The following is a 12,682-nucleotide window of genomic DNA, read 5'->3' as shown; positions in this document are numbered from 1 at the left end:
CGTGGACTTATTAGGACTAGACACATCGAATTATGCAAGAACTCGAACAATCCAAGCAAGTACTCAACCCTGATGCACAGAACGATTCCGCTCATAAAATCAGTAATGGCGATCGCGTGACTGGTGAGTCCCACCCTAACTCTGATATCAATATCGAAACCTATTTTCAACAACAAAGACAGTGGTTGTTATCAGCGGCTAAACGGATGCGTCGCGCTTCCACAATTGAAACCGTTGATACCCTGTTAGAAACCACTGTGGCAGAAGTGCGGGAGCATTTCCAGGTGGATCGCGTCCTAATTTATCGCTTCGAGAGTGAAACTGAGGGCGTTGTCCTTGCAGAATCAATGGTTGCGGGGTATACTCCCTGTCTGGGTGAATCCTTACCTGCGTTAACTTTTGGGGCAAATAATCAAATAGAGTATCAACAGCAAGAAGTTGTCACACTCAATCATCTTTACCAAGGCGTTACCAGTCCCTACCAACTGCAACTACTCAAACGCTTCCAAGTTAAAGCTAGCTTGAGTTTGCCAATTGTTATTAGTAAACAAGTGTGGGGGTTACTGATTGTCCAGCAATGTTCAGGAACTCGTACTTGGCAAGAAGCAGAAATTAACCTGCTTTATCAGGTGACAACGGAACTGACTCTCAACCTGCAACCTGGGGAACTCTATAGCCAACTGCAAACTCAGAACCAAAAAACCAAAATTGTTGGCAAAATCGCGGCAAAAATCCTGAAGAACATTCTGCGATCGCTCAATGTTCCCCAAGTCTTTAGCAGCGCCACGCGGGAAATCCGCCAACAACTGCAGTGCGATCGCGTGGCGGTGTATCGGTTTAATCAGGATTGGAGTGGCGAGTTCATTGCTGAATCCGTCGCTCTTGGCTGGGTTCCCTTAGTCGAGCCCGATCTCAAAAAAGTCTGGGCGGATACCTATCTCCAGGAAACCCAAGGCGGGCGTTATCGCCAAGAAGAAACCAATGGAGTGAATAACATTTACGCCGCCAGTTTGAGTGATTGTCACATTGAGCTGTTAGAACAATTTGAAGCAAAAGCCTATGCGATCGCGCCCATTTTTGAGGGAGACAAACTCTGGGGATTACTCGCCGCCTTCCAAAACTCAGCTCCTCGTCAGTGGGACGCCTCAGAGCTTAACATCCTCGCCTTAGTCGGGCGTCAGTTTGGTGTCGCACTCCAGCAAGCCGAATACCTAGACAGTTTGCAAGCGCGAACCGGACAACTGGCAAAAGTGGCGGAACGGGAACGCACCATCGCCCGTGTGATCGAGAAAATTCGTCAAACCACCGACTTGGAGAAGATTTTCAACACCACAACCAAAGAAGTGCGTAAACTGCTCAACGTTGAGCGCGTCACCATCTATAAATTCCGCGATGATTATTTCGGGGATTTCGTCAGTGAATCAGAAGCGGGGGGATTTCCCAAACTGGTGGGGAGTGGTTGGGAAGATCCCTATCTCAACGAACACCAAGGGGGACGTTTTCGCGATAATGAACCCTTGGTTGTGGATGATATTTACACCGCCAATCTCACCGATTGTCATGTTGAGGCTTTAGAATACTTTGAGGTTAAATCCTGTGCCGTCGTCTCTATCTTCCAAGGACAAAAGCTGTGGGGATTACTCAGTGCGTTTCAAAACACGAGTACACGCCACTGGGAAGACGGTGAAGTCCGCTTGCTTAAACAAGTGGCGGCTCAACTGGGGGTGGCGCTACAACAGGCGGAGTATCTAGAGAAATTGCAAACCCAATCCCAGCAACTGGTGAAAACTGCCGACTTGGAACGAGTTACGGCTCAAATTATCACCAAAATTAGCCAATCTCAAGAGATCGATCAGATTTTCCAGGCGGCTTGTAGCGAAGTACAAACCTTTTTGGGCGCTGATCGCGTGGGCGTCTTTCGCTTTGATCCCGAATCTGGGTTTAATCGGGGAGAAATGGTGTCTGAGCGGGTCGTCGCCGGTTTACAATCAGCCTTGTCGATGAAAATTGATGATCACTGTTTTGGTGACAAACATGCGGAAAATTATCGTAAGGGAAGGGTTTGGGCGGTTACGGATATTTATAACGCCAATTTAGCCCCCTGTTATATTGATACCCTCTCCAAGTTCCAGGTGCGAGGGAATTTGGTCGCACCCGTCATGCAAGGGATGGAATTGTGGGGATTGCTCTGTATTCACCAGTGCAGTAGTCCGCGTAAGTGGAAACAACAAGAGGTCGAGTTTGTCAAGCAGGTGGCTTATCAATTGTCCATCGCCCTAAAACAATCCCAGTACCTCCACCAGTTACAAGCGCAATCGACTCAGCTAGCGACGATTGCCCAAACCCAGGAAACGGTATCAACCGTCCTCACTAAGTTGAGCTATGGCGAGGATGTACCCAGCATCTACAATATAGCCACCCGTGAACTACGGAAACTACTCAAGTGCGATCGCACAGCAGTCTATCAGTTTGAGCCGGATTGGAGTGGTGTGTTTGTCGCCGAGTCAGTGGCGACGGGTTGGACGCCTTTAGTCGGTCCCGATATCCGCACCGTTTGGGAAGACACCTATTTACAAGAAACTCAGGGGGGGCGTTATCGCAATCGAGAAAGCTTCGCCGTGGATGATATCCATACCATCGGTCACTCGGATTGCCATGTTGAAATATTAGAGCAATTTGAGGTCAAAGCTTACGCCCTCGCCCCGATTTTCGTCGCCGATGAGTTATGGGGAATCCTCTGTGCTTATCAAAATAGCGGCACCCGCCACTGGACGAGTACCGAAATTACCGCGTTAACCCAACTCGGTCAAGGGGTGGGAACGGCATTACAACGACTCTACTACCTGGAGCAGGTGCAACAACAGTCGGATCAATTCGCCCAATTAGCGCAGCGGGAAAGTAATTTTATCAACCTGCTGTATAAAACCGGACAACGAATTGCCGAGCGCTTACAAAAAGGAACCTTAAACCCAGAGGTTCTGTTGCAGGCGACGAGTCAGGAATTGCGACTCCTGCTAAATGCGGATCGGGTGGCGGTTTATCGCTTTAACTCTGATTGGAGTGGGCAATTTGTGATTGAAGATGTGGGCGGCTCATACATCAAGGTTGTGGGTACGGAATTGGCGCGGGTGAGTGATCCAGTGTTACAGGAAACCCGGGGGGGTTCCTATCGCCAAAATCAGTCCCGTGCGGTGAATGACATCAGCCAAGCCACTGAATTGACGTTTAACCGTGAAGTGTTGCAACTGTGGGGAGTGCAAGCTTACATGATCGCGCCTCTATTCCAAGGGGAACAACTGTGGGGATTGCTGGGGGTTTATCAAAACAGTGAACCGCGAACCTGGGAAGAGGGAGAGATTAAACTCTTAGCCCAAATGTCAACTCAGTTAGGGATTGCTCTGCAGCAAGCTCAATCCTTGGAGCAAGTTAAGGAACAGTCTGAGCAACTAATGGCGGCGGCGCAACGGGAGAAAGCGGCGAAGGAAGAATTGCAACAGGGGGTGATTCAATTGCTAATGGCGGTACGTCCGGCTTTACAGGGGGATCTCACCGTGCGAGCGCCGATTACTGAAGATGAGGTGGGAACGGTGGCGGATGCTTATAATAATACCCTGCAAAGTCTCCGGGGGATTGTGAAACAGGTGCAGCAATCCTCTCGCCAAGTGGCACAAACTTCTCAAGCCAGCGAAGCCGCGATCGCGGGATTGGCGCAACAAGCGCAACGCCAGTTCCAGGCGCTGGAACAAACCCTAGAACAGATTCAGATGATGGTGAATACCACTGAAGCGGTGGGTGCTAGCGCTCGCCAGGTGAACGAAGCGGTGCAACGCGCTAACGAAACGGTTCAGGCGGGGGATGAGGCGATGAACCGCACTGTGGATGGGATTATGGATATCCGAGAAACCGTGGCGGAAACTAGTAAGCGGCTGAAGCGTTTGAGTGAATCGACGCAAAAGGTGTCGCGAGTGGTGAATTTGATTAGTAATTTTACGACTCAAACTCAACTGCTGGCGTTGAATGCGTCGATTGAAGCCACACGCGCCGGTGAGTATGGACGAGGTTTTGTGGTGGTTGCGGATGAAGTGCGTTCTCTGGCTCGCCAATCAGCGGAAGCGACGACGGAGATTGCCCAATTGGTGCAGGAAATCCAGATGGGCACAGCAGAAGTATCCACAGTCATGGAAACTGGGATTCAGCAGGTGGCAATTGGCACAAACCAAGTCAATGAAGCCCGCGAGTATTTGTATGCGATCGTGGAAGCCACGAGTCAGATTAGTCAGGTGGTTGCTGGAATTACCCAGGCGACTCAAATTCAGAATCAGGAGTTGCAGTCTGTCACGCGAACTATGACTCAGGTGGCGACGATTGCGAATCAAACGGCGGAAAATTCTATGGAGATGTCTACATCGTTCCAAGAATTGTTGGCAATGGCGCAAAATCTGCAAATGAGTGCCGATCAGTTCAAGGTTGAATAGTTATTTGCCATTTGTTTATGTCATTGACGCTGTAGGGGCGGGTTTCACTACTATCGTTTTTTACCTCACCTGGGTGTGACTAAACCCGCCCCTAAACCCAACCATTTAGTCAGGGCGGGTTTTGTACAAAGGTTATCAGCAATAGCGAAAAGCAAGTCCCTAAACCCAACCATTTAGTCAGGGCGGGTTTTGTCCCAACGTTATCAGCAATAGCGAAAAGCAAGTCCCTAAACCCGCCCCTACGCATTCAAAATTCAACACTTAGTCAGGGCGGGTTTTGTACAAAGGTTATCAGCAATAGCGAAAAGCAAGTCCCTAAACCAACCCCTACGCATTCAAAATTCAACACTTAGTCAGGGCGGGTTTTGTACAAAGGTTATCAGCAATAGCGAAAAGCAAGTCTCTAAACCCGCCCCTACATCCCTCGCAATCCAACATTTTTCCCATGAACGATCCAATTATTCGTGAACAAAGTTATCAATATTTTCTGGAAGAAGCGCCAGAACTTTTGGGTATTATCGAACAAGAATTACTCGATCTGCGGACTAATTTTACGGTCAATAAAGTTCATAACTTGATGCGAACTACTCACACACTGAAAGGTGCGGCGGCTAGTGTGGAGTTGGAAACCATTAAAACTGTTGCTCACTCGTTAGAGGATATTTTTAAAACCCTTTTTAATCCGGATGTCGTGATTGATGCTGAGGTGGAAGCTTTACTATTTGAAGGATATGAATGTCTAAGATTACCCCTGACGGCTGAAGTTATGGGGGGACAGATTAATGAAACGGAAGTTCTGGATCGCACGGCGGCTGTTTTTGCTAAACTGCAAGATAAGTTGGGTGATTGTTTTGACCAACAAGCGAATATTCCCAGTTCTTTGGAGTTGGGATTTGATGTGACTCAATCGATTTTTGAGGTGGGAGTCACTCAGCGGTTAGAACAAGTTACCGAGGCTTTGGCGAGTGATGATCCGTCTGTCATGGCTGAGGCGTTGCGATCGCAGGCGCAAGTGTTGCTGGGTGTCGCTGAATCGATGAATTTGCCGGGATTTGCGAATATTGCTAAGGCTGCGATCGCGGCGTTGGATCATTATCCTGATCAAGCGAAAATGATTACTAACATCGCCCTGGCTGACTTCCAGACTGGACAGCAGGCGGTACTCAATGGCGATCGCACTCAAGGGGGTGAACCGTCTCAATCGCTGCAAGAATTGGCGGGTTGGCTGGAGAGCGATCAGGAAGAAGATGTATATACAGATGTAGTAGGCTACGTCTCGGAAACCGAGGCAGCGGAGACTATCGCGAATCCGAGTAATTTTGATGAGGAATTTGGGATTTCCCTAGATGTGACAGACTTTAGTCCGGATGTTGCGATCGCGTTTGGTGCTGATGGGATTCATTTATCTCACACAAATGAGAGTTTCCTGGAGAACCTGATCACCGATCCAGCCGAGTTTCAACTGGGAAATGCGGATATTACGCCTTTACTGGATATGGATCTGGGTGAGGATGAGTCTCACATTGATAATGAAAGTGAGGAGGAAGGATTTGAGGAACAAGACTCGACTGGATTATTAGATGCTATTTGGGGGAACGTATCGATTTCCGAATCCGCGATCGACGATGATGCTGAGCCAAAATCTGAGGCGGAAGCGTTTCCGGTGTTCAATATTCAATCGGAGAATTTAGAGGATTTAACGCCAGAATCTTTGCCAAATCTTCCAGTTGAAGAGACAGAACCCTTAACCGATTATGTTTTACCCTCCTCTAGGGCGCAAAAAGACTCTGTTCCGGACACTCAGCCGCAAACAGTACGAGTCAACATTGATCATTTAGAACATTTAAATTATTCGGTTGGCGAACTCTTAACCCACCAAAACCGCCAATCCCTACAGAATGAGCAACTGCAAACGGCGGTTCATTCGGTGCTAAATCGCCTGCAACAGCATCAGCAACTGTTGGATCAATTGCAAGATTGGCATAACCGTCAATTGCATCGATCGCAACAACAACGGACGAGCAAGTGGTGGATAAAAAATCGAGAAGGGAGCAAGGAGAAGTCGCTATTTTCCTGGCAAAAACATCAGTTTAAAATTCCGAACCAATTTGATCCTTTAGAACTGGATAGCTATAATGAACCCCAGCTTTTAATCCAGTCCCTAATTGAAGATACAGCCCAACTGACTGAAGCAACGGAGTCGATTGAACTGTTTACCAATCAATTCAATCAAACCTTAGACAAACAACGACGGCTACTAACCAGCACTCGCGACACGCTGATGCAGGCGCGACTGTTGCCTTTGGGGACATTATTTAAACGTTTTCCTCGAGTTCTGCAACAGTTGCAAGTAACTCATGATAAATCAGTCGAACTTAAACTACATGGCACAGAGGTTTTAGTGGATAAAGTGGTCGTGCAGAAACTTTATGACCCCTTACTACACCTAATTCGTAATGCTTTTGACCATGGGATTGAGTCACCAACGGTTCGCCAACAATCGGGTAAACCCAGTCATGGTTTAATTGAAATTGATGCCCATCACCAGAATCGATATTTAGTGATTGAAGTTCGGGATGATGGGCAAGGACTAAATTTTGAGAAGATTCGCCAACGGGCAGTTGATCAGCAGTTGATCAACGCGGAAAAAGTAAGACATTTGACGCCAGCACAACTGACAGAGTTCCTTTTTGAACCCGGTTTTTCCACCGCTTCGGAGTTAAGTGATTTGTCTGGGCGCGGAATTGGGATGGATGTAGTACGTTCCCAAGTGGAAGCGCTACAAGGTTCAGTGACAGTCTATTCCCAACCCTATCACGGAACAACCTTTAGACTGCAAATACCTCTAAGTTTGACAATCGCCAAGCTACTCTTGATTGAAGCGGAAAGTCAAAAATATGCTTTACTTTCTGATGCGATTGAACAAATCATTATCCCGCCACCGGAACGACTGCGCTGCTGGGAAGAGGGAAAAGTGCTGCGATGGGGTACAGGAAAGGATGAACAACTGATCCCAATTTTTTCCTTGGCGAACATTTTAAATTACTATACCCCCAACCCGAAAGCGTTAGTTTTTCCCCACCAATCCCCTTGGGTTGAGTCAAGTCAAAAAATGCCAGTTATTTTGATCCGTTGTCAGAATCGGCTATTTGGCTTGGAAGTCAACCAACTTGTTGGTGAACAGGAATTAGTGATTCGTCCCCTAGGATCGATGATTACGCCTCCCCCTTATGTATATGGCGGCTGTATTCTAGCTGATGGTGGGTTAGCACTGGTGCTGAATGGGACAATCTTAATGCAGTCTATTGCCGATCAGCAGACGGTGACATCCCCGCCAGAGTTTGCCTCTGATTTTAAATCATCAATGGTTGCATTAACGGGTTCAACGTCGCTAGCATCCGATCGCCCCCAGTGGCAATTATCGCCTTCGCGCCCTGCGGCGTTACCGGCGGCGTCTGAACCTGCACCCTCGGTTTCAACGCGATCGCAAAAATTTGTTCTTGTTGTCGATGATTCGATTACCGTGCGCCAAACGTTAACGTTTACGTTACAAAAGGCTGGCTATCAGATATTGCAAGCAAAGGATGGGTATGAAGCCATTGATAAACTGCGAAATCATCGGCAGATTCAATTAGTTATATGCGACATTGAAATGCCCCGTATGAATGGGTTTGAGTTTCTCAAGTATCGCCAACAAGAGCCGGAATTATCCCAAATTCCTGTGGTAATTTTGACCTCTCGTAATAGCGAGAAGCACCGTTTAATTGCTAACGAATTAGGGGCTACTGACTATATCACCAAGCCCTTCATTGAACCTGAGTTATTAGAGACGGTGCAGAAACTGATAAAGGTTTGAGTTTTGCAGGTTGTAGGGGCGGGTTTCACCCCATCCGTGTCAACTTAACAACCCCCTAGCCCCCAGCCCCTATCCATCCCCCATCCCCCCTAACCCCCATCCCCCCTAACCCCCCTTTGAAAGGGGGGGAGAAAGGGGGGGAGAAAGGGGGGGAGAAAGGGGGGGAGAAAGGGGGGAATGAGGGGAGAGGGGAGCAAGAGAGGAGAAAGAAATTACTACGAACAATCAACTATGAACTATGAACATGAATCATGAATTAGAGAAATATATCGTATTTAAGATTAGCGACTGTCTCATGTCACTGCCAATGGATAATGTGTTAAAAGTAATCAACACTCCACCAACTGCCAGTGGCTGGAATGCCATGGGATTAATTCAAATCGGGAATCATACGATTCGGATCGTGGATTTGCATCAGCAGTTAAATGCTGATAGAGACAGTCCATCTTTAGTCTCTACTGTACCCGATCACCAATCATTTTTAGTGATTACCCGCCCTCTAGCTAGGGAACTCTGTGGCATTATCGTTGATGAACCGCCAAATTTAGTTGAATTAAGCCCCGATATGATCCACCAATTACCTCAATCTAACCGTCAGTTGCAGATGGTTAGTCATGCCGCAATTATCTCTGATGAGGAGGTGACGACCACAATTTTTATGTTAGATTTGCAGCAACTATTAAATCCCGTTGGGTAGCGGAAATAAGCTGTTCCGTAAAGCACAGTCGGGGCGCTAGATCAGGGCACGATAATATCGTGCCCCTACCGCATCAATTCGTTGTAGGGGCATGGCATTGCCATGCCCTATTAATTAGGGCGGGTTTTGTTGTGCCGTTATCGGTGAGGTTGGGCGGGTTTTGTTGTGCCGTTATCGGTGAGGTTGGGCGGGTTTTGTTGTTCCGTTATTAGTAAAAAGCTAGCGCTAGTTCCTAAACCCGCCCCTACAGATTCATTTCATCGCCATAATCCCTTAATTTCCCGCCAAATCTGTGACTGATTAGATTGAACTCTGGGATGAGTCAAAACGCCCTGACTGGGACTAAATAAAAACGCCAGCATAAAAAATCCAAATGTGACTAATACAATGGCAGGACCTGACGGTAAGTTGAAAAAATAGCTCAAATACATGCCACTGATACTGGCAACGACGCCAATTCCTGAACCTAACATCATCATCTGGTGCAACCTTGTCACCAATAAATAAGCCGTCGCTCCTGGGGTAATTAGCATGGCTAAGACTAAAATTACCCCAACGGCTTTGAGACTGGCGACAATGGTTAGGGCAATCAAAATCATTAAACCAAAGTTGAGTAAGTTTGTTGGTAATCCTGCTGCTTTTGCGCCCACAGGGTCAAAGGTATAAAACATTAATTCTTTATACAGCAATAAAACAATGGCGAGGACAATGGCGGTAATAATTGCTGTATTCATTACTTCCTTTCCCGTAACACTGAGGATATTACCAAATAAAAAGTGATTTAGGTCAATCTTATTGTCTTTTTGAATAACTGTAATTAAAGTAATACCGAGGGCAAAGAAGGCGGAAAAGACAATCCCCATCGCTGCATCTTCTTTAATCTGCGATCGCGTCCTGATCCAGGTAATTACAATGGTACTGACAATACCTGCCAAAAACGCCCCCAGAAAGATATCCACGCCCACGATATAGGCGATCGCTAATCCCGGTAACACAGAATGACTAATCGCGTCACCGAGTAAGGCGAGGCGTTGTACCATCAGATAACTTCCCACCGAGGCGCAGACGATTCCCACTAAGACGGCTGTCATTAGCGATCGCTGCATAAAGCTGTATTGCAAAGGTTCAATTAAAAGGTCAAGCATGATTTGTCATTTGTTGATGTCATTTGTCATTTGTTAAATACCTAAAACGTTAGCCAGGGCGGGTTTTGTCTTAACGTTAATAAAAACAATCAATTTTAATCCCTAAACCCGCCCCTACACAATTCAAACATTAAGCGGCGTCTGAGAAAAATACGACTTGACCTCCATACGCCCGTTGTAGGTTATTTGCCTGCATTACTTGTTGGCGGGAACCTGATGCAATTAATTCCCGATTCAATAAAATTAAATCATCAAAATTTGTAATCGCTTCCCCTAAATCATGATGAACCACTAACACGGTTTTCCCGGTATCGGCTAACTCGTGGAGAATCTCAAAAATAACGGCTTCGGTTTTTTTATCGATTCCCGCCATGGGTTCGTCAAAACAGAAAATATCGGCTTGTTCAGCTAATGCTTTGGCGAGAAAGACGCGCTGCTGCTGTCCCCCGGATAATTGCCCGATGGGGCGATCGCGAAATTCACTCATACCCACCCGCGCTAACGATTGGACGGCGATGCGTCGAGATACGCTGGAGAAACGCCGAAACCATCCCGTCTTGCGTATCCGCCCCATCAATACCACATCCCACACCGTTGCGGGGTATGTCCAATCAATCTGCGATCGCTGGGGTACATACGCTACTCTGTCTAACTGCTCCATCATGGGTTTCCCCTGATACATCGCTGTACCACAGCTTGTCTGAACTAACCCTAGCATCGCTTTCATCAGCGTACTTTTTCCCGCGCCATTTGGACCAATAATCCCCGTCAGTCGCCCCGGTTGAATCTGACAGGTGATATCCTTTAGCGCTTCGACGAGGCGGTATTGCACGCTAAGGTGTCCAATCCTCATGGGTTCCTGGCGGGTAATGGTGGGGCTTTGGGGGTTGCGATCGTTTCGCTTAAAGATAACCGTTGACATGATTAAACCTGGCAGACTCCAGAAAATGAAACAATTATGAAAATATTGTATCCTCAAAAATGAAAACAATATGAGAACTAATATATAAACTAAATGAACGTAATGACTCACTCGCAGGGTAGAACTCAGTTGCAGGGGTGTACAGGTGTAGGGGAAGCTTGTAGAGAGGTTCCGGTAAAACGTCTGGGAGTCGAGAAGCAGGGGAGCCAATGGGTAGGGGCGGGTTTGACGGATAACCTTACCCAACAAACCGATAACTTGACTAAACCCGCCCTGGTTGAGGAGTCAGGTATAATTGCCCAATTCTCAATCGCCAATCTCCCTAAAATTTCACGCTGGAAGGTTCTGGCTGGGGTGATTCTGGGACTTTGGATCAGTGGCTGTGAGGCGACAAATCCAAATCTTTCAGGAACCGATGCTGAGGACAAACCTAACGTTGTCGCCACAAGTACCATTATTGCCGACTGGACAGAACAAGTCGGGGGAGATGAGATTGAACTAACTGGAATCCTCGAACCCGGTGCTGATCCTCACGTTTACGAACCCGTACCCGCTGATACCATTGCTTTAGAAAAAGCCGATCTAATTCTCTACAACGGTTATAACTTAGAACCGGGACTGATTAAACTGATGCAGTCGGCGGGGGTAAATGCCAAAACCTTTGCTGTTGGGGAAGTTGTAACGCCATTAGATTTTGAGTATCAGGGAAAAAATGAACCAGATCCTCATGTTTGGGGAGATGCAGAGCATGGGATTAAAATGGTTAATGCGATACGCGATCGCTTAATTGAACTTTCACCGGAAGACAAAGACAAATTTACCGCCAATGCAGCCAAACTCACGGCTGAATTAGAACAGGTTGATACCTGGATTACTCAACAGATTCAAACCATACCTGTTAATCAGCGTAAACTCGTCACCACCCATGACGCCTTTCAATATTATGCTCAAGCCTATGGATTAGAAGTGATTGGCACTTTGATTGGTATTAGCACCGAAGAACAACCCAGCGCCCAAACTGTGAAAACCCTATCCGATGCGGTAAAAGAAGCAGGCGTTCCCGCTATTTTTGCCGAAACCACGATTAACTCCGCCCTGATTAAAACGGTTGCAGAAGAAGCGGGAGTCAAATTATCACCATCTGAACTTTATTCTGATTCCCTCGGCGCACCAGGAAGTGAAGCGGATACTTATGTAAAAATGCTGATTACCAATACTCGCACCATTGTCGAAGCATTGGGGGGCGATTATCAAGCATTTCTAAACGGGGGCAATTAATGTTAACGGTGGAGATCGTCATTCGTCTTATGTCTATTGTCTTATGTAGGGGCGGGTTTTGTTGTTCCGTTATTGGTGGGGAGGGCGGGTTTTGTTGTTCCGTTATCGGTGGGGAGGGCGGGTTTTGTTGTTCATTTATCGGTGGGGAGGGCGGGTTTTGTTGTTCATTTATCGGTGGGTAGCTGAATTTAGTCCCATTACCCGCCCCTACAATTGTCCCATTACCCGCCCCTACAATTGTCCCATTACCCGCCCCTACAATTGTCCCATTACCCGCCCCTACAATTGTCCCATTACCCGCCCCTACAA

7 protein-coding genes are annotated in these 12,682 nt (G+C 47.2%); 4 read left to right on the top strand and 3 right to left on the bottom strand.

The window, feature by feature from the left end:
* Positions 1-32: 32 nt before the first annotated feature.
* From RLO19_RS12045 to RLO19_RS12035, 3 genes are all read left to right on the top strand, one after another.
* Entirely contained in the window at positions 33-4,475 is a 4,443-nt protein-coding gene (locus tag RLO19_RS12045) for a GAF domain-containing protein (RefSeq protein ID WP_446356657.1), read from the top strand.
* 445 nt (positions 4,476-4,920) lie between these two features.
* Positions 4,921-8,331: a response regulator gene (locus tag RLO19_RS12040; RefSeq protein WP_446356655.1), complete on the top strand. Its 3,411-nt coding sequence runs from the start codon at positions 4,921-4,923 to the stop codon at positions 8,329-8,331.
* Positions 8,332-8,569: 238 nt separating this feature from the next.
* Positions 8,570-9,028: a chemotaxis protein CheW gene (locus RLO19_RS12035; RefSeq protein WP_446356653.1), complete on the top strand. Its 459-nt coding sequence runs from the start codon at positions 8,570-8,572 to the stop codon at positions 9,026-9,028.
* Between the two features lie 257 nt (positions 9,029-9,285).
* Here RLO19_RS12035 and RLO19_RS12030 read toward each other — a convergent pair whose 3' ends face one another.
* Together RLO19_RS12030 and RLO19_RS12025 are read right to left on the bottom strand one after the other, a co-directional pair.
* On the bottom strand, positions 9,286-10,173 hold the full coding sequence (locus tag RLO19_RS12030; RefSeq protein ID WP_446356651.1) for a metal ABC transporter permease: 888 nt from the start codon (positions 10,171-10,173) through the stop codon (positions 9,286-9,288).
* A gap of 130 nt (positions 10,174-10,303) precedes the next feature.
* Complete coding sequence (locus tag RLO19_RS12025) at positions 10,304-11,095, bottom strand: metal ABC transporter ATP-binding protein (protein ID WP_446356649.1); 792 nt, start codon at positions 11,093-11,095, stop codon at positions 10,304-10,306.
* A 102-nt stretch (positions 11,096-11,197) separates the two neighbouring features.
* On the opposite strand from RLO19_RS12025, the gene RLO19_RS12020 reads away from it, so the two are divergent.
* Positions 11,198-12,373, top strand: coding sequence for a metal ABC transporter substrate-binding protein (locus RLO19_RS12020; protein WP_446356648.1), 1,176 nt, complete (start codon positions 11,198-11,200; stop codon positions 12,371-12,373).
* On the opposite strand, the gene RLO19_RS12015 is transcribed toward RLO19_RS12020, so the two are convergent.
* Positions 12,303-12,682: hypothetical protein (locus RLO19_RS12015; RefSeq protein WP_446356646.1), on the bottom strand; the 380-nt coding region annotated here is incomplete at its 5' end. The two genes, RLO19_RS12020 and RLO19_RS12015, sit on opposite strands and share 71 nt — an antisense overlap.

It is taken from the genome of Coleofasciculus sp. G2-EDA-02, from assembly GCF_040226375.1.
Classification (GTDB): Bacteria; Cyanobacteriota; Cyanobacteriia; order Cyanobacteriales; family Coleofasciculaceae; genus Coleofasciculus.
The sequence above is the reverse complement of the archived record's forward strand: the minus strand, read 5'-3'. Positions and strand labels throughout refer to the sequence as shown.